We start from the raw sequence: 17,558 nt of genomic DNA, 5'->3' as shown, positions 1-17,558 counted from the left end.
ACACGAGACCGCGGTGCATCGCCGACTCCCGATGCGGCCTCCGCCGGGCCCGATGCGGCCGCAGCCGGCCGGGGGCGTCCCCTGCGTCGTCTCGTCATCGTCGAGTCGCCGACCAAGGCCCGCAAGATCGCGCCCTATCTGGGCCGCGGTTATACGGTCGAGGCGTCCGTCGGCCATATCCGCGATCTTCCGCGCGGTGCCGCGGATGTGCCGGCCAAATACAAAGGCCAGTCCTGGGCCCGGCTGGGTGTCGACGTCGACCACGATTTCGAGCCGATCTATGTCGTCAGTCCGGACAAGAAGGCCAAGGTCTCGGAGCTGAAGACGCTGCTGCGCGACGCCGACGAACTCTTTCTGGCCACCGACCCCGACCGCGAGGGCGAGGCCATCGCCTGGCACCTGCTCGAGACGCTGAAGCCCAAGATTCCGGTCCGGCGCATGGTGTTCCACGAAATCACCGAGCCGGCCATTCGCGCCGCCGCGGCCGATACCCGCGAACTCGACAACGACCTGGTCGACGCCCAGGAAACCCGGCGCATCCTCGACCGCCTCTACGGCTACGAGGTCAGCCCCGTGCTGTGGAAGAAGGTCATGCCGCGACTGTCGGCGGGCCGGGTGCAGTCGGTGGCGACCCGGATCGTCGTGCAGCGCGAGCGGGAGCGCATCGCGTTCCGCTCCGCGGAGTACTGGGACATCGCGGCGAAATTCGACGCCGGCGGCCGGGAGAGCGACGAGGCCAACCCGCGGATCTTCGGTGCGCGGCTGGTCACCGTCGACGGTTCCCGCGTCGCGGGCGGCCGGGATTTCGGATCCGACGGTCAGCTCAAGACTCGCAACGGTGTCACCGTCCTCGACGAAGCCGCGGCACGGCGGCTGGCCGCGGGGCTCGAGAATGCGGATTTCCAGGTCACCTCGGTCGAATCCAAGCCGTACACCCGGCGGCCCTATGCCCCCTTCATGACCTCGACGCTGCAGCAGGAGGCCGCGCGCAAACTCCGGTTCGGTTCCGAGCGCACGATGCGCGTGGCGCAGCGGCTGTACGAGAACGGCTACATCACCTATATGCGTACCGACTCCACGACGCTGTCGGAGTCGGCGATCAGCGCGGCGCGCGCGCAGGCGACCCAGCTGTACGGCCCGGAGTTCGTCCATCCGACGCCGCGGCAGTACACCCGCAAGGTCAAGAACGCGCAGGAGGCGCACGAGGCGATCCGGCCCGCCGGTGACACGTTCGCCACGCCGGGCCAGCTGCACGCCCGGCTGGATCAGGACGAATTCCGGCTCTACGAGCTGATCTGGCAGCGCACGGTCGCCTCGCAGATGGCCGACGCGCGCGGCACCACGCTGACGGTCCGGATCACCGGCCGCGCCGGCACCGGCGAGGAATGCGTGTTCTCCGCGTCCGGTCGCACGATCACCTTCGCGGGCTTCCTCAAGGCATATGTGGAAAGTGTCGACGAGGATGCGGGCGGCCAGTCCGACGATGCGGAATCGCGGCTGCCCGCGCTGACCGAGGGCCAGAACGTCAACGCCACCGAGCTGACGCCCGACGGGCACACCACCAATCCGCCCCCGCGCTACAACGAGGCCTCGTTGATCAAGGCGCTCGAGGAGCTGGGTATCGGGCGCCCGTCGACCTATGCCTCGATCATCAAGACCATCCTGGACCGCGGCTACGTCTACAAACGCGGTAGTGCGCTGGTGCCGTCCTGGGTGGCATTCGCGGTGGTCGGGCTGTTGGAGGAGTACTTCGGCCGCTTGGTCGACTTCGACTTCACCGCGGCGATGGAAGACGATCTCGACGCCATCGCCGGCGGTCGCGAGCAGCGCGGAAACTGGCTGACCAGCTTCTACTTCGGTGGTGACCACGGCGCCGAGGGGTCGGTGGCACGCTCCGGCGGTCTGAAGCGGATGGTCGGTGAGCGGCTCGACGATATCGATGCCCGCGAGGTCAACTCGATCAAGATGTTCACCGACGACCAGGACCGCGACATCGTGGTCCGGGTCGGGCGCTTCGGTCCGTATCTGGAGCGCATGGTTCAGAACCCGGACGATCCGGATGGCGATCCGGTTTCCCAGCGCGCGAATCTGCCCGATGATCTGCCGCCGGACGAGTTGACACCCGAGGTCGCGGAGAAGCTGTTCGCGACCCCGCAGGAGGGGCGCTCGCTCGGTGTGGACCCCGAAACCGGGCATCGGATCGTGGCGAAGGAGGGCCGCTTCGGGCCGTATGTCACCGAAATCCTGCCCGAGCCCGAGGCCGACCTCGACGCCAAGAAAGGCGCCAAGAAGGCAGCCGCACCCAAACCGCGGACCGGCTCGCTGCTCAAGTCGATGGATCTGTCGACCATCACCCTCGAGGACGCGCTGAAACTGCTGTCGCTGCCTCGGGTGGTCGGCAAGGATCCCGAATCGGGCGACGAGATCACCGCGCAGAACGGCCGCTACGGCCCGTATCTGAAGAAGGGCACGGACTCTCGCTCCCTGGCCACCGAGGACCAGATCTTCACCGTGACCTTGGACGAGGCATTGAAGATCTACGCCGAACCCAAGCGCCGCGGACGCCAGGCGGCGAGTGCGGCGCCGCTGCGGGAGATGGGCAACGATTCCGCCACCGGCAAGCCGATGGTGATCAAGGACGGGCGGTTCGGTCCGTACGTCACCGACGGCGAAACCAATGCCAGCCTGCGCAAGGGCGACGAGGTGGAGTCGATCACCGATGAGCGGGCCTCTGAACTGCTCGCCGATCGCCGGGCCAAGGGCCCGGTGAAGAAGGCGGCCAAGAAGACCGCGAAGAAGGCGCCCGCCAAGAAGACCGCCGCGAAGTCGACGGCCAAGAAGACCACCGCGGCCGCGAAGAAGACGACCGCGAAGAAGACCGCGGCCAAGAAGGCGCCCGCGAAGAAGGCCGCGGCGAAGTCGACGGCCGAGTCGTAGCGGGCGGCGTCGTAGCGGGCGGCGTCGTAGCGGGAGTGGCGTAGTAGGCGGCTGCTCGGTGCCGGTCGGCTTGTCGGTGCGGCCGATTAGGGTGTAGCGCGTGGCAGGTGTCTTCGATCGGCTCGTGGGCCAGGACTCGGTCGAGTCCGAGTTGACCGCTGCCGCCGTGGCGGCGCGCACCGGGATCGCGTCCTCGGCGATGACGCACTCCTGGCTGTTCACCGGGCCGCCCGGATCCGGCAGATCCGTTGCGGCACTGTGCTTCGCGGCCGCGCTGCAATGTACGGCCGAGGGCACGCCGGGCTGCGGTCACTGCCATGCGTGCACCACCACCATGGCCGGTACCCACGGCGATGTCCGGCGGGTGATTCCGGAGGGGCTGAGCATCGGCACCAAGGAAATGCGGGAGATCGTGCAGGTCGCGGCCCGGCGTCCCAGCACCGGGCGGTGGCAGGTGGTGGTGATCGAGGATGCCGACCGATTGACCGAGGCCGCGGGCAACGTGCTGTTGAAGGTGGTCGAGGAGCCGCCTGAGCGGACCGTATTCCTGCTGTGCGCACCGTCGGTGGACCCGGAGGACATCTCGGTCACGCTGCGATCCCGCTGCCGGCATGTCCACCTGGTGACGCCGTCCGTGGACGCCATCGCGCAGGTGCTGCGCGAGCGCGACGGGCTGAGCCCGGACCAGGCGACGTGGGCGGCCTCGGTGAGCGGCGGTCATGTGGGCCGCGCCCGTCGGCTCGCGACCGATGAGCAGGCCCGCACCCGCCGGACCCGCGCACTGTCGCTGGTCTCGGCGGTCACCCGGCCGGCCGCCGCCTATGCGGCCGGTGACGAACTGGTCAAATCCGCCGAGGAGGAGGCCAAACAGGTCAGCGCGGAACGGGACGAGCGCGAACGCGATGAGTTGGCGACCGCGTTGGGCGCCGGCGGCACCGGGAAGGGCGCCGCCTCGGCGACCCGCGGTTCCGCGGGCGTGCTGAAGGATCTCGAGCGCCGGCAGAAATCCCGCGCCACCCGCACCAGCCGCGACGCCCTCGACCGGGCGCTGATCGATGTCGCGGGCCTGTACCGCGACGCGCTGGCCCTGCGTTTCGGCACCTCCACCACGAATCCGTCCCCGGCGATCACCCTGACCCACCCCGACCTGTCGGATCAGATCCGCGATCTGGCCGACGAGGTGCGACCCGAGGGGCTGCTGCGTTCCATCGAGGCCGTCCTCGCCTGCCGCGAGGCCCTCGATCTGAACGTCAAGCCCCGCTTCGCCATCGCGGCGATGGTCGCGGGCCTCATCGCGGCCCGCTCCGCCTGATCGACCGGCGCGACCGACCTTCCGGCGACCTCATCGAGAAAAGTGCTCAAAAGATGAGCACTTCGACCGGCAGCATGGAGTTCGACGAAAGGACGAACCGTGGTGCGAAAACTCCCTGCCGCCAACCGCTTTCCCGATGCCGCCGCCTGGGCCGACTGGCTCGACGGTCACCACACCGACGACGGCGCCTGGCTGATGATCGCCCGCAAGGGTTCGTCCGAGTCTCTGATCACCATCGACGAGGCCGCCGAGGTGGCCCTGTGTTACGGCTGGATCGACGGTCACCGGCGCGCTCACGACGACCACTCGTTCCTCCAGCGCTACTCACCCCGGCGTCCCGGCAGCACCTGGTCCCAGGTGAACGTCGCGCGAGCCGAGGCCCTGATCGCCGCGGGCCGGATGCGCCCACCCGGCCTCCGCGCGGTCGAGGCCGCCCGCGCCGACGGTCGCTGGGCCGCCGCTTACGCGCCCCAGCGCTCGGCACCCGTTCCGCCCGAGCTTGCCGAGGCCCTGGCCGCCGATACCACGACGGCCGATCGCTTCGCCGCTCTGGACCGAACGGCCCGCTACCTACTCGTCCTACCTCTGCTGAAGGCCCGGACCCCGACCACCAAGGCCCGCCGCCTGGCCGAGATCATGGCGACGCTGCGGCGATGACCTGCCGTTTTCGTGTTCGGTCACCGAAGACGATAGACTCGCACCGCCGAAAGGCACGCCGCCTTAGCTCAGTCGGTAGAGCGCTTCACTCGTAATGAAAAGGTCGGGGGTTCGATTCCCCCAGGCGGCTCCATACTTCCCGGTAGAGCCGGTTTCCGGTTCCCGTGATTCGGACCCTGAGGCCCTGACTCACAAACTAATTCCCAATTCGGCTGACATCGCAGGTCAGCGCGTTCCACTGTGTGCACCGCCGGGGAACATCCGGGCGCGATAGTCGGTGGGGGACCAGGACCAGCGTGAGCCGCTGGTGCTGGGTCGGAAAGCAAGGAAGCCCGCACCATCGGTGCGGGCTTCACTCTCTGTCGGCTCTAGATGGCGCGGACGCTCTGGGCCTGCGGGCCCTTCTGGCCTTGGCCGACCTCGAACTCGACTCGCTGGCCCTCATCCAGGGACTTGAAGCCGGAGCCGGAAATCTCGGAATAGTGGACGAAAACGTCGGGGCCGCCCCCATCCTGGGCGATGAACCCGAAGCCCTTTTCGCCGTTGAACCACTTCACGGTGCCTTGTGACATGTACTTTTCGTAACTTCCTGTAGCGAGCCGGGCGATCACTGCAACAACCCGTACCCGCCTCCACCATGCCACACCTTGGGACCCGGTGTGATGACCCGCCGAGGCCGACCCAAAAAAGCTGTAGTGGCGACAGTAGACATCCATCGCGTGATGGGGGTAACTTCTGTCTCGTCGTAAGGAAAGAAAGTGTCGAGATGGCACGGGAGATGATGAACTGCCCGTGAGAGGGAAGACGGCGGGCGCGGCTGCGGGACCAGCAAGTACGACGGTCTCGCCGCCCGCCGGGCAAGAAATGAAGTGGAACGGAAAGTTGAAGTAACCCGTGAGAAGAAGGGAGGAGTTGCCCGTCGGGTCACTCGGAAGTACATCTGGTCCGTGTGATCGCCGACGCTTCGGTTACATGTCGGAAGACGCAAGTACATTCCCCCTTTCAGCGCCCCGGTGCCGTCTGGCATCGGGGCGCTCCGGCGTATGGAGGCCACAGGATTTCTGAATCACCCACCGCGAACGAGAAGTTCGACGACGACGACTACCCCGCCTACACGATGGGCCGGGCCGCGGACATGCTCGGCACCACCCAGGCGTTTCTGCGCACCCTGGACGAGGCGAAACTGATCACCCCGCAACGCTCGGCCGGCGGGCACCGCCGCTACTCGCGCTACCAGCTGCGTATCGCCGCCCGTGCCCGCGAACTCGTCGACCAGGGCACCCCCCTCGAGGCGGCCTGCCGGATCATCATCCTCGAAGACCAGCTCGCCGAAGCGCGTGAGCTCAACGCCAAACTCACCCAACAAAACTGACACCGGCCGACCCGACTGCATCGTCCAAGGCTGTGGCGGTACCCGAGTACAGCCCAGGCCGACAGCATGGGCTGGCATCCGGTGGAATAGTTCGCCGACCTTCCAAGTTGTATGCGCTGTCGGCGTCCGGACAGCCCCGGGCCGCACCCCATTCGTCGCTTCGAGCGACCACTCGCCGAGAGGCGCATGTTGGACGTCGGCTCACCAACACGAACGCCGCCAGGTATCACCTGGCGGCGTTTCGACTTGTCCCCGTAGGACAGGCGGGCAGGCCGCGGCCCGATCGTCCTCACCGCGTGGCGGGCTTCGGACCCGGTTGGGGGCCGGTGTTCAGCTGTTCGGGTAACACGGTGAAGTGGCGGACGAAACCGGACAGGACGGGCAGGTCCTTCGGTGTGGTCCACTCGCCGAGCAGGTCGTCGGTGACGGTGTCGCTGTACAGATAGTGACCGTGCGTGGGTTCGTCGAGGTCGTAGGCATCCAGGTAGATCCGCCATCGGCCGTCGGGGAGCGGGATCACGCACTGTCCCTCGCGCGGTTCTCCCGGGCCCGGTCCGCCCCAGCGCGCCCAGTTCCCGGTTCGCGCGAACGTGTACGGGCCGACCAGGCGGTCGGCCACCGCGACCTCGACGTTCTTGGTCGATTCGTTCTTGACGAAGGCGTAGTAGCGTCCCTGCGACAACTTGACCGTGGTGTCGATGTAGCCGAGGCCGCCCGGTGCGGGAATGACGCCTGCCAGCGGTATGGGCGTGGTCCAATGCAGCCGGCTCAGCGATGAGGTGGTCGCGGTCATGACGTAGGGCCGGAAGACCGTGCCGTCGTTGATGTTCACCAGGACGCTGACCGTGCCGTCACCGTCGACGAACCATTCCGGCGCCCAGGTATGGGTGACACCGCCGAACGGAATCGTGTACTCGTACAGGAACTCCCAGTGGATCCGGTCGCGGCTGCGAGCGAACCCGATGGTGTCGCCGTCCCATGCGGTCGTGTACGTCACGTAGTACTCGCCGTCGATGTGACGAAAGACGCTGGGGTCGCGGCACAAGCCCTTCTCGGTCGTGGCCGCCGCTGCCGGGGTGCCGGTGGGGTCGGCGTCCGGTGGACGGTAGGCGTCGGCCTGGACGAGCCGGAAATTCGTTGCGTCGGTGGATTCGTAGACCCACATATCGGTCTGGCTGTCGTTGGTGAACGCCGTCATCGTGTATCGGATCGGCGGGGCGGCGGCCCCTGCGCGCCGGGATGCCACAACGCTCAACGGTACGCACGCGGCTAGGGCGAGCATCGCTCTGCGGGGCAGCCCGATCGACGTCATATGCGGATTATTCAGCTCGTGAACGCTGAATGATTGCTGACACACCGCGCGTGGTGAGGAGGTCGATGCTGCTGTTGTGGTGGCAGCACAGGCGCCGACGCCGGCCGTCCCGGTTCCAGTGCCTTGTGGTCGACGTGGAAGACGCGTAGCGCGGTCACGGCTGTGGGAAAAATATGGGATGTATCGGAATTCCGGCGCGATGAATCAATGGGAATATTCAGCTTCGAGATTTTGTTCGGGTTCGATCGAATTGGTATTTCCGAGCTCGTCACGGTGATTTCCGCGGCTGGTTCGGTCGGGTATCGGTGCAGCGGCCGCACTGCCTCGTCAGTGGCTGCCGGGTGGTGGTGGCTCTCCACTCGCCGGTCGTTCTCGCTGGTCAGCGCGGTTCAGGGCCGCGCGAAAATGGAGCAGAGCGGACCCTGCCAGGGAAGTCCCGGTGGCCGGTTTTGCGGCGGCAGGGCGTTTCGAGTCGTATACTCCCGTTATGGCGGATGATCAGTCCTCCACAGAATTTCCCGAGGCGCCCGTTCTTGTGGTGCAGACGCGAGAGCGCGTTTATCGGCTGCACGCGGGAGGTTCATACAATGTCGGCCGAGATCTGGCGGCCGACATCGTGGTGACCGATCCGCGGGTATCTTCCGTGCACGCCGTCTTGGAGCGCGGGTCGGACGGTTGGGAAATCGAGGACGCGCACAGCCTCAACGGCACCTTTTTCGACGGTCAGCGCGTCGATCGGATGCTGATCGATCATGACGAGACGTTCCAGCTCGGTCACGCCGTGAACGGCGAGCAGTTGGCCTGTTCGGTGGAGGGGCGAGAAGGACAGCACGGCCGCGAGTCGTCCGGCGATACCGGCGGCGACACGATGCTCGTCCCCGATCCCGGCTACCAGCTCGACGATGAAGCCACCATGACGACGGTCCATCCGGGGGGCCGCCCCCGCCAGGTCGCGCGGTCGTCGCCTCCGGCGGCTCGCCCCAGCGCGGTCGTCCCGATCGTCTCGGACACACTCCGGATCGGGCGGGCCTCCGACAACGACATCGTCGTGCCCGACCTCATGGTCTCCCGTCATCACGCCGAACTGCGAGTGATCGGCGCAGGCCGGTATCGGGTCGTCGACCTCGACAGCCATAACGGCACCTACGTCAACGGCGCCCGCGTCGATTCGGCGGACCTGTCCGAATCCGACTTGATCGGCATGGGGCATACCACCTACCGGCTGGTCGGCGACGAACTGCGGGAGTACGTCGACACCGGTGACGTGTCGGTCTCGGTGCAGAACCTCATCGTGCGGACATCGGAAGGCAAGGTTCTCCTCGACGAGGTGAGCTTCCCGATTCCGCAGCGCTCGCTCGTCGGGGTCATCGGACCCAGTGGAGCGGGCAAATCGACGTTGCTCGGCGCGGTGACCGGGTTGCGTCCGGCGACAGAGGGGACGGTTCGTTACGACGGACGCGACCTCTACACCGACTACGACGAACTCCGCCACCGCATCGGACTGGTTCCGCAAGAAGACATCCTGCACAGCCAACTTCCGACGCGGCGCGCGCTACTGTACGCGGCCGAACTCCGCTTCCCCGGTGACACGCGCCCCGAGGAGCGCGGGCAGCGGGTCGACGAGGTCCTCGCCGAGCTCGGCTTGGCCCGGCATGCCGACACCCGCATCGATAGGCTCTCCGGTGGCCAGCGCAAACGGGTGAGCGTCGCACTGGAGTTGCTGACCAAACCGTCCCTGCTGTTCCTCGACGAGCCGACCTCCGGCCTCGATCCGGGTCTGGACAAGACGGTCATGGACATGCTGTCCGAACTGGCCCACGACGGGCGCACCGTGATCGTCGTCACCCATAGTGTCGCGAACCTCGATTCCTGCGACCGCCTCCTCGTGCTGGTACCCGGCGGTCGGCTGGCCTATTACGGACCGCCCGCGGAGGGGTTGCAGCAGTTCGGGCAGCGCAGTTGGGCCGAGGTGTTTCAGTCCTTCGACCGCGAGGAGGACCGCGACTGGGCTGCTGAATTCCGGGAATCGCCACGCTTCGAGCAGTACGTGGAGATCGGGCCGACCGACGATGTCGGCCCGGCGGACGTACACGCACCGGCACCCCCGCCCGCGTCGCAGTCCAAGCTCAGCCAGCTCAGTACGGTGTGCCGGCGATACCTGGCGGTCATCGCCTCGGACCGAAGTTACCTGGCGCTGCTCGGCGTGATGCCGCTGATTCTCGGTGGCTTGATCGCCGCGGTGCCGTCGGGCGAGGGTTTCGCCGGGGCGCCCGGAACCAACACCGATGCCCCCACCAAGCTCATGATCTTGATATTCGGTGCCTGTTTCATCGGCACCGGCAACTCGATTCGCGAGATCGTCAAGGAGCAGACGATCTACCGCAGAGAACGCGCGGCCGGACTGTCCGCAGGGGTCTACCTGATGTCGAAGCTCCTGGTCTTGGGCGTGATCACCATCCTGCAGGCGGCGGTGCTGTTCTTGATCGGCACCATCGGGGTGAGCATGCCGGCGAAAGGCGTATTCACCTCGGTCCCGCTGGAGTTGATCCTGGCGATGGCGATGCTCGGCATCGCCTCGCTGGCGTTGGGCTTGCTGGTCTCGGTGTCGGTCAACACCTCGGAGAAGACGCTGCCACTGCTGATTGTGCTGTCCATGGCGCAACTGGTGTTCACCGGCGGTTTGGTACGGCTGCCCGGCACCCCTGTTCTGGAACAGCTGTCCTACCTGTCGCCGTCCCGCTGGGGCTACGCTGCGGCAGCGTCCACCCTCGACCTGGACACCCTGTCGCCGCACAACGGCGCACCCGACCCGCTGTGGCGACATACCCTGGGCACGTGGCTGATCGACATGGGGGTCGTCGCCGGCCTGGGGGCCGTTTTCCTCGCGCTGGCCGGATACCGGCTGTATCAGCTGCGTCCACGGCGGCGCGGCGCCCGCCCCGCGCGGATTTGACGCCGGCAAACCGATTACGGCACGACCTCGAAGACGTCGCCCGGATCGACGTAGTCACAGCGGGCCTCGGCGCCCCGGGGGTCGACCGGATGCGGCCGTGCGATTTCTCCTCGATCGGACCGCCTCTCGGGGATGATGGTGTTGGGTGTGGCGGATCGCATCCATCGCTTCACCGACCGGCCAGTGTGCGGTTCGGATTCGACAGGAGCGGATATGACCGACGGCTCCGGCTCAGACAGCGACTTCGGACGATCAACGGCCGGACTCGAATCCGGCGCGGTGGCCGCCTTCGCAGCCGCGTGGGAATCGGACGCCCCGGCCCCGGCTATCAGCGATTACCTGCCCGACGCAGAGACCTTGCGCTTGGACGCGTTGATCGAACTGATCCGCGTCGACCTGCGCCAGCGCTGGCTGCGCCGGCCCGCGCTCACGCCGTCCGGCGGACCCGAGCCGCCGCCCCGCAAGCGGCTGCGGAACTACTGCGCGGAATTCGCCGAGCTGTCGCCGGACCGCGTTCCGGCCAGCCTGGTCTATGAGGAGTTCGTGATTCGCCGGCACAGCGGCGAGCGGGTCGATCCGAGCGAATATCTGCGCGAATATCCCGCGCAAGCGCCCGAGCTGAGCGAGTTGCTCAATGCCGACGACGAGGATCGGAGCACTCAACGCGCCGGTGCGGACCCGACTGCCATCGCCTCGACCATGGTCGCCCCCGAAGGCACCCGCACCACGGGCGACGTGTTCGCCGAACAGGAGACGACGGGATCGCAGGTCGCTCGGCTGGACAGCATCCAGGTAGGCGATTGCATCGATGATTTCGATCTGCTCACCGGGCTGGGTAGCGGAGCCTTCGCGCGGGTGTTCCTGGCCCGGCAGCGCTCGTTGCAGCGGCTGGTGGCGGTGAAGATCTCCGCCGACCGCGGCACCGAACCGCAGACGCTGGCCCAGCTCGACCACGACTACATCGTCCGGATCTTCGACCAGCGGCTGCTGGGCGAACCGGACCCGCACGGTGATTCCCGCAGCCGCCGACTGCGGCTGCTGTACATGCAGTTTCTGCCCGGTGGCACCCTGCTGGGTGTGTTGCGCCGGGTCCGGTCCACCCCTGCCGACCAGCGCAGCGGTCGGTTGCTGCTGGACGCGGTCGACGCCGCGATGGAGGAGAAGGGTGAGATCCGCCCGACCGATTCCAGCGTGCGCGCCGAGATCGCGGCGCTGTCGTGGCCGGAAACCGTGGCCTGGCTGGGCCGCCGGCTCGCGGAGGCGCTGGCCTACGCCGACGAGCACGGCGTGCTGCATCGCGACGTCAAACCGGCGAACGTGCTGCTCACCGCGGAAGCGGTGCCGAAACTCGCCGATTTCAACATCAGTTTCAGCCGCGAGGTGGCCGGCGCCAATCCGGTGGCGTACTTCGGTGGGTCGCTGTCGTACATGTCGCCGGAACAGTTGGAGGCCTGCCATCCCGGCTACCACCGTTCCGCCGACGATCTGGATACCCGTTCCGACATCTACTCGCTGGGTGTGGTGCTGTGGGAGCTGCTGACCGGTGCCAAGCCGTTCGACGACAGCACCGCGGGTGAGCGCAGCGACTCCACCGCGCTGGGGGCGATGCTCGCACGTCGCCGTGCCGGTGTGGATTCGGCTGCGCTGCAACGCATTCCGCCCGATTGTCCGGCGGCACTGTGCAGGGTGTTGCTGACCTGCCTGGCGCCCACGCGTGACAAGCGGTGGTCCAACGGCAACGAACTGGCCCAGCAGTTCGAACTGTGCCTGGACGCGCGGGCCCGCGAACTGGTGGATCCGGCACCCACCAGCTGGCGTTTCCGGGCGCGGAGGTGGCTGGTGCCGCTGGTGGTGCTGGCCTTCGGCGCCCCGAATGTGATTGCGGCCGTGTACAACACGCTGCACAATCGAACCCTGATCATCGACCGGATGAGTGTGTCCGCCCAGCAGACATGGTGGATTTTCACCAGCACGGTGAACGCGGTCTTCTTCCCGGTGGGCGTCGTGACCGTGCTGTACTTGTCGCGCTATCTACTCGCCGTTCCGCGCGGTATGCGGCGCGGACGCGAATACGACTCCCGGATACTCGCCCGCGCCAGATCCGATGCCCTGCTGTTCGGTGATCGGTGTGTGGTGGTGGCGTTCTCGCTCTGGAGCCTGTCGGCGATTCTGTTCCCGCTCGTGCTGCACTTCGCGACCCACGAGCTCACCGGACAGGAGATGGTGCACTTCGTGGGCGGGCTGCTGGTGTGCGGCGCGATGGCGGTGGCATATCCGTTCTTCCTGGTGACCTTCTACATGGTCCGCTGCGTCTACCCGCTGTTTCTCCGGCACGGCGACATCAGCCGCGAGGATGCGGTGCAGCTGCGCCGGCTCGATCGCCGCTGCAACGGATATCTCGCGGTGGCGGCGTCGGTGCCACTGCTGGCGGTGGCCGGGGTGACATTCCTGCCGCTGAGCGATACTCCGAAGATCATCGTCGCGGTGCGGGTGTTGTGCGTGGGCTCCATCGTCGCCTTCGTGGTCGCCTATGTCCTGTTCCGGGCGCTCGAGGCCGATCTGCGCGCACTGGAGCGAGTGGTGGATCCCGAACATCAGGAGGCTGCCGGTCGGCGGTGAGTTTCCGAAACTCGCCGACTTCTCGAGGCTCCGATCAGCGAATCGTCCCCGCAATGAAGAGAGTTCGTTTCACTCCCGGATATGCGGGTATCGGATGGTTCGAGCCACCGCTGATCGCAGCCGGTCGCCGGATCGGTGCGAGGTGAGCGAAAGTGAGGAGATTGCTGTGATCACTCTCGGGGTTGTCCTTCTGGTTCTCGGTTTCCTGCTCGGGATTCCGATCCTGTGGACGCTGGGCATCATCGCGCTGGTCGTGGGAGCTGCGCTGGCTCTGCTGGGAGCGCTGGGGCGCCCGGTGGCCGGCCGCGCGCACTACTACTGACGCGCGCGGCCGCCGCGGGCTGCGCGCGGCAGCGACGTGAACACGCGACCGCCCCGGAAGCCGATTTCCGGGGCGGTTTCGCATAAGTCGCGGACGTCAGCGCAGCAGGAATTCCATGGTGACCCGCTCGAACGCCTCCTTGGCCTCGATCATCACCCAGTGCCCGCAGTTCGGGAAGATGTGCAGTTCGGCGTCGGGAATCAGGCGCATCGGGATCATCGGCATATCGGGTGGGCACTGGCGGTCGTCGCGACCCCAGGTCAGCAGGGTGGGGCACTGCACCGTACCCAGCATGGACCAGTACGGCGGCACTCCGGAGGTGGCCATCATCTGCTGTTGCGCGGCGAACGCCCGGGAGCCGTACATCGCCGCGAGCGTCTTGTGCGAGTCCGGATCCTTCGCGGTTTCCCAGCGCTCCTCGATGCGTTCTTCGGTGATCAAGCTGCGGTCGTAGACCATGCATTCCAGCCAGCGCACCAGTTTCTCGCGACTCGGGGCGTCGGCGAAGTCCTGCAGCAGTCGCGTGCCCTCGCTCGGGTTCTGGCTGAAGATGTTGGGCCCCAGACCGCCGATGGTGACCAACTTGCGCACGCGCGCAGGGTGTTTCATCGCCACGTTGACGCCGACCACCCCGCCCATCGAGTTGCCGATCATCGCGGCGGACTCGATGCCCAGCGCATCCATGAATCGGACGACCGACGACCCCGCGGTCAGCACGGGATGCCCGTCGACGGGATCGCTCACCCCGAATCCCGGGAACTCCAGCACGTAGCAGTGGAACCGCTCCGCGAACGCGCCGAGGTTGCCCCGGTAGTTCCGCCACCCGCTGACGCCGATCCCGGAGCCGTGCAGCAGCAACAGCGGCGGACCGTTCCCGGCCTCGTGGTATCGCAGCACGCCCTTGTCCGTCGCGATCTCCCGCGCGGTCCCCTCGTAACTCACATCCATGCCGCCACACTAGAACACGTTTCAGTTCGGTGGCGGCGTCCGTCATGCCAGCAGGACGTGCTGGCGGACGTCGATGTAGCCGTCGCGGAAGAGGTCGGCGCAGCCGGTCAGGTAGCGGATGTAGCGGTCGTAGACGGCCGGGGAGGTCAGGGCGACGGCTTCGGGCCGGTGGTCGCGGAGGGCCTGTGCCCAGAGGTCGAGGGTGTGGGCGTAGTGCGGCTGCAGCGATTGGACGTCGTGCAGGGTGAAGCCGGCTTGTTCGGCGTATTCGCCGATCCACTGCGGCTGCGGAAGTTGACCGCCGGGGAAGATCTCGTCGAGGACGAACTTGCTGAACGCCAGATATTCGTGGGTGAGGGGGATGCCCATCTCGCGGAGCTGGTGGCGGTGGAAGCCGATGATGGTGTGCAGCATCATGCGGCCGTCCGGGGGCAGCAGGTGGTGGCAGCGGTCGAAGAACGCGTCGTAGCGTTCGCGCCGGAAATGTTCGAAGGCTCCGATCGAGACGATCCGGTCGACCGGATGGTCGAATTCCTCCCAGCCGCGCAGATGCACCTCCCCGGTGCCGGGCGGCAGCCGGTCCAGCAGCTCCCGCACGTGCTCGTACTGGTTGCGGCTCAGCGTCAGGCCGATCACGCGCACGTCGTATTTCTCGACGGCGCGCAGCATGGTCGAACCCCAGCCGCAGCCGATGTCGAGCAGGGTCATCCCCGGATGCAGATCGCATTTGCCGAGCGACAGGTCGATCTTGGCGAGCTGTGCCTGTTCCAGGGTGAGGTCCGGTTCACGGAAGTACGCGCAACTGTAGGTGCGCGTGGGATCCAGGAAGAGGGCGAAGAAATCGTCGGACAGGTCGTAGTGGGCCTGCACGTCGGCGTAGAACGGTGACAGATCGGTCATGGTGACCTCTGATGGTCGGTTTCGGGAACGTTCTGTCTCTGATACGAGGTACCCCGGCGGTGGGTTCGACCCCGGCCGCCGCACCATGCGCGCTCGATCAGTATGCGCCTCCCGCCACGGCGAAGGGACGCGATCGGCGGATCGGCCGAGGTCCGGGCAGGTGGCCGCCGAAACCGTCAGTTGCTCCCGTGCGTCGGCCCGCTTCCCCACGCGCTGCGCCGGAGCAGGCGCAGACCGTTGAGTCCGACGATGACCGTGGAACCCTCGTGTCCGGCGACGCCCAGCGGTAAGGGAAGGTGGCCGACGAGATCCCAGGTGATCAGGACGGCGATGAAGGTCGCGGCGATGATCAGATTGGCGATCACGGTGCGGCGCGCGCGGCGCGAGAGGGCGATGACCGCGGGCACGGTGGTCAGATCGTCGCGGATGACGACCGCGTCGGCGGTATGCAGGGTGAGGTCGGACCCGTTGCCGCCCATGGCGATTCCGGCGTGCGCGGCGGCGAGCGCGGGTGCGTCGTTGATGCCGTCGCCCACGGCGGTGACCCGGTCGCCCGCCGCTTCCAGTTCTTCGATCGCGGCGACCTTACCTTCCGGCAACAGCTCAGCCCGGACATCGGTGAGTCCGAGCCGGCCGGCGAGCTGCCGGGCGGCGGCGAGGTTGTCGCCGGTGAGCAGAACCGGTGCGGCTCCGGTGATTTCGGTGAGCGCGCCGACGGCATCGGCCGCTTCGGGGCGCGTCTGATCGGTGATGCCGAGAATCGCGAGCGACCGGTGCTCGCGCCGCACGATCACAGCGGTATGCCCCGCGCCCTGTATCTCCGCTACGACGGACGCAGCGTCCTTGTCGGTCGAATCCAGCAGTGCGGCAGGCGATCCCACCTCGATGAGGTGACCGTCCACGGTGGCGGTGACACCGCGCCCGGGTTGCGCGCTGAAATGGTCGACGGGCGGCAGGGCGAGTCCGCGTTCATGACAGGCGCGGACGACCGCGGTGGCCAGCGGGTGCTCGCTGGAGTATTCCGCGCCCGCGGCCCAGCGCAGGACTTCTTCGACCGTGCAGGGGCAATCGGGCAGCACCCGGACATCGGTGAGTTCCGGGACGCCGCGGGTGAGCGTGCCGGTCTTGTCGAAGGCCACCCGGGTGGTGCTGCCCAGCCGTTCCATCACGACCGCGGATTTCACCAGTACGCCGTGCCGGCCGGCGTTGGCGATCGCGGCGAGCAGGGGCGGCATGGTGGACAGCACCACCGCGCACGGTGAGGCGACGATCATGAACGTCATGGCCCGAAGTAGCGAATCGCGCAGCGCCGCACCGAAGATCAACGGCACGGCGAACACCGCGAGCGTCACCGCGACCGTGCCCACCGAATAGCGCTGCTCGATCTTCTCGATGAACAGCTGCGCCCGCGCCTTGGTCCGGCCGGCCTGTTCGACCAGGGCGGCGATCCGGGCCACCACCGAATCCTCGGCCCGGCGCCCGACCCGCACGCGCAGGACCCCGGTGCCGTTCGAGGTTCCGGCGAACACCTCGTCACCGGGTGTTTTGTCCACCGGCATGGGCTCGCCGGTGATGGTTGCCTGGTCGACCTCGCTCGCCCCCGCCACGACCGTGCCGTCGGCCGCGATGCGATCTCCGGGACGGACCAGGACCACATCGCCCACCTCCAGATCCGCTGCCCTGACGGTCGTTTCGACGCCGTCGTCGATCCGGGTGGCGGTATCGGGTGCCAGATCGAGCAGGCCGCGCACCGAATCCTCGGTGCGCGCGGTCGCGAACGCCTCCAGTGCGCCCGAGGTGGCGAAGATGACGATCAGCAGTGCGCCGTCGGTGATCTGCCCGATCGCGGCGGCGCCGATCGCGGCCACCACCATCAGCAGGTCGACATCCAGTGTCCTTTCGCGCAGGGCGCGCACGCCGGCCAGGGCGGGCTCCCAGCCGCCGGTGAGATAGCAGGCCAGATAGAGCGACCACCACACCTCGGGAGGTGTGTGCAGGAGCCGGGCCACCGAGCCGGCCGCGAAGAGCAGGAGAGCCGCTGCGGCCCAACGAATTTCGGGAAGTGCGAACAGCCGCGTCCGCCGCGCGGGTATCGCCGTGAGCGCGGCGGGGCGCGTGGCGGCCGGTGCGGACACGAAAACCTCCGAAGGTCGGGAGCGGACAACCCGAGAATAACAGAACACGTGAAGAGGTCTTCATGTATACCTGGTCGGCTAAACTCCACGG

Annotated in this window: 12 protein-coding genes and 1 tRNA gene; 8 read left to right on the top strand and 5 right to left on the bottom strand. The window is 67.3% G+C overall.

Features of this window, described 5'->3' with window-relative positions; translation table 11 throughout:
- Positions 1–81: 81 nt before the first annotated feature.
- The 4 genes from topA to AC5592_RS24400 all read left to right on the top strand — a co-directional run bounded on the left by topA (position 82) and on the right by AC5592_RS24400 (position 5,039).
- Positions 82–2,937 (top strand): type I DNA topoisomerase, encoded by a 2,856-nt coding sequence (topA, locus tag AC5592_RS24415; RefSeq protein ID WP_063065526.1) that lies wholly within the window; start codon positions 82–84, stop codon positions 2,935–2,937.
- Positions 2,938–3,037: 100 nt separating this feature from the next.
- The gene (locus AC5592_RS24410; RefSeq protein WP_036497393.1) at positions 3,038–4,249 is read left to right on the top strand and encodes a DNA polymerase III subunit delta'; all 1,212 of its coding nucleotides are present in this window, start codon (positions 3,038–3,040) and stop codon (positions 4,247–4,249) included.
- Between the two features lie 99 nt (positions 4,250–4,348).
- Positions 4,349–4,906, top strand: a complete 558-nt coding sequence (locus AC5592_RS24405) for a YdeI/OmpD-associated family protein (protein ID WP_232329521.1) — start codon at positions 4,349–4,351, stop codon at positions 4,904–4,906.
- Positions 4,907–4,963: 57 nt separating this feature from the next.
- Positions 4,964–5,039 (top strand) — tRNA-Thr (locus AC5592_RS24400).
- A 235-nt stretch (positions 5,040–5,274) separates the two neighbouring features.
- Here AC5592_RS24400 and AC5592_RS24395 read toward each other — a convergent pair.
- The gene (locus tag AC5592_RS24395) at positions 5,275–5,478 is read right to left on the bottom strand and encodes a cold-shock protein (protein ID WP_036497396.1); all 204 of its coding nucleotides are present in this window, start codon (positions 5,476–5,478) and stop codon (positions 5,275–5,277) included.
- Between the two features lie 545 nt (positions 5,479–6,023).
- On the opposite strand from AC5592_RS24395, the gene AC5592_RS24390 reads away from it, so the two are divergent.
- Positions 6,024–6,278, top strand: coding sequence for a MerR family transcriptional regulator (locus tag AC5592_RS24390; RefSeq protein ID WP_051024138.1), 255 nt, complete (start codon positions 6,024–6,026; stop codon positions 6,276–6,278).
- A gap of 289 nt (positions 6,279–6,567) precedes the next feature.
- Here the strand turns inward: AC5592_RS24390 and AC5592_RS24385 are convergent, their stop codons facing one another.
- Positions 6,568–7,524: a glycoside hydrolase family protein gene (locus tag AC5592_RS24385; RefSeq protein ID WP_232329520.1), complete on the bottom strand. Its 957-nt coding sequence runs from the start codon at positions 7,522–7,524 to the stop codon at positions 6,568–6,570.
- Between the two features lie 553 nt (positions 7,525–8,077).
- Between AC5592_RS24385 and AC5592_RS24380 the strand changes: the two genes are divergently transcribed.
- From AC5592_RS24380 to AC5592_RS24370, 3 genes are all read left to right on the top strand, one after another.
- On the top strand, positions 8,078–10,543 hold the full coding sequence (locus AC5592_RS24380) for an FHA domain-containing protein (RefSeq protein WP_063065503.1): 2,466 nt from the start codon (positions 8,078–8,080) through the stop codon (positions 10,541–10,543).
- 213 nt (positions 10,544–10,756) lie between these two features.
- Positions 10,757–13,162: a serine/threonine-protein kinase gene (locus tag AC5592_RS24375; RefSeq protein ID WP_063065502.1), complete on the top strand. Its 2,406-nt coding sequence runs from the start codon at positions 10,757–10,759 to the stop codon at positions 13,160–13,162.
- Positions 13,163–13,328: 166 nt separating this feature from the next.
- Positions 13,329–13,484 carry a DUF6131 family protein gene (locus tag AC5592_RS24370; RefSeq protein WP_086006819.1) on the top strand — a complete coding sequence of 52 codons (156 nt, stop codon included), beginning with the start codon at positions 13,329–13,331 and terminating at the stop codon, positions 13,482–13,484.
- Between the two features lie 96 nt (positions 13,485–13,580).
- Here the strand turns inward: AC5592_RS24370 and AC5592_RS24365 are convergent, their stop codons facing one another.
- The 3 genes from AC5592_RS24365 to AC5592_RS24355 form a co-directional block, all read right to left on the bottom strand.
- Entirely contained in the window at positions 13,581–14,432 is an 852-nt protein-coding gene (locus AC5592_RS24365; RefSeq protein WP_036497421.1) for an alpha/beta fold hydrolase, read from the bottom strand.
- Positions 14,433–14,474: 42 nt separating this feature from the next.
- Positions 14,475–15,332 carry a cyclopropane mycolic acid synthase family methyltransferase gene (locus tag AC5592_RS24360; protein ID WP_063065501.1) on the bottom strand — a complete coding sequence of 286 codons (858 nt, stop codon included), beginning with the start codon at positions 15,330–15,332 and terminating at the stop codon, positions 14,475–14,477.
- Positions 15,333–15,508: 176 nt separating this feature from the next.
- Complete coding sequence (locus AC5592_RS24355; RefSeq protein WP_063065500.1) at positions 15,509–17,467, bottom strand: heavy metal translocating P-type ATPase; 1,959 nt, start codon at positions 17,465–17,467, stop codon at positions 15,509–15,511.
- Positions 17,468–17,558: the final 91 nt, after the last annotated feature.

The sequence above is a fragment of the Nocardia violaceofusca NBRC 14427 genome, from assembly GCF_963869435.1.
In the GTDB taxonomy this organism is placed as follows: domain Bacteria; phylum Actinomycetota; class Actinomycetes; order Mycobacteriales; family Mycobacteriaceae; genus Nocardia; species Nocardia aobensis.
Note: the sequence above shows the minus strand (reverse complement) of the source record. Positions and strands in the feature narration are given on the sequence as shown.

Bases quoted from the DNA above. Each gene is read 5' to 3' on its own strand.
- AC5592_RS24395 (WP_036497396.1), bottom strand. From the start codon at position 5,478: ATGTCACAAGGCACCGTGAAGTGGTTCAACGGCGAAAAGGGCTTCGGG.
- AC5592_RS24390 (WP_051024138.1), top strand. From the start codon at position 6,024: ATGGGCCGGGCCGCGGACATGCTCGGCACCACCCAGGCGTTTCTGCGC.
- AC5592_RS24380 (WP_063065503.1), top strand. From the start codon at position 8,078: ATGGCGGATGATCAGTCCTCCACAGAATTTCCCGAGGCGCCCGTTCTT.
- AC5592_RS24375 (WP_063065502.1), top strand. From the start codon at position 10,757: ATGACCGACGGCTCCGGCTCAGACAGCGACTTCGGACGATCAACGGCC.
- AC5592_RS24365 (WP_036497421.1), bottom strand. From the start codon at position 14,432: ATGGATGTGAGTTACGAGGGGACCGCGCGGGAGATCGCGACGGACAAG.
- AC5592_RS24360 (WP_063065501.1), bottom strand. From the start codon at position 15,332: ATGACCGATCTGTCACCGTTCTACGCCGACGTGCAGGCCCACTACGAC.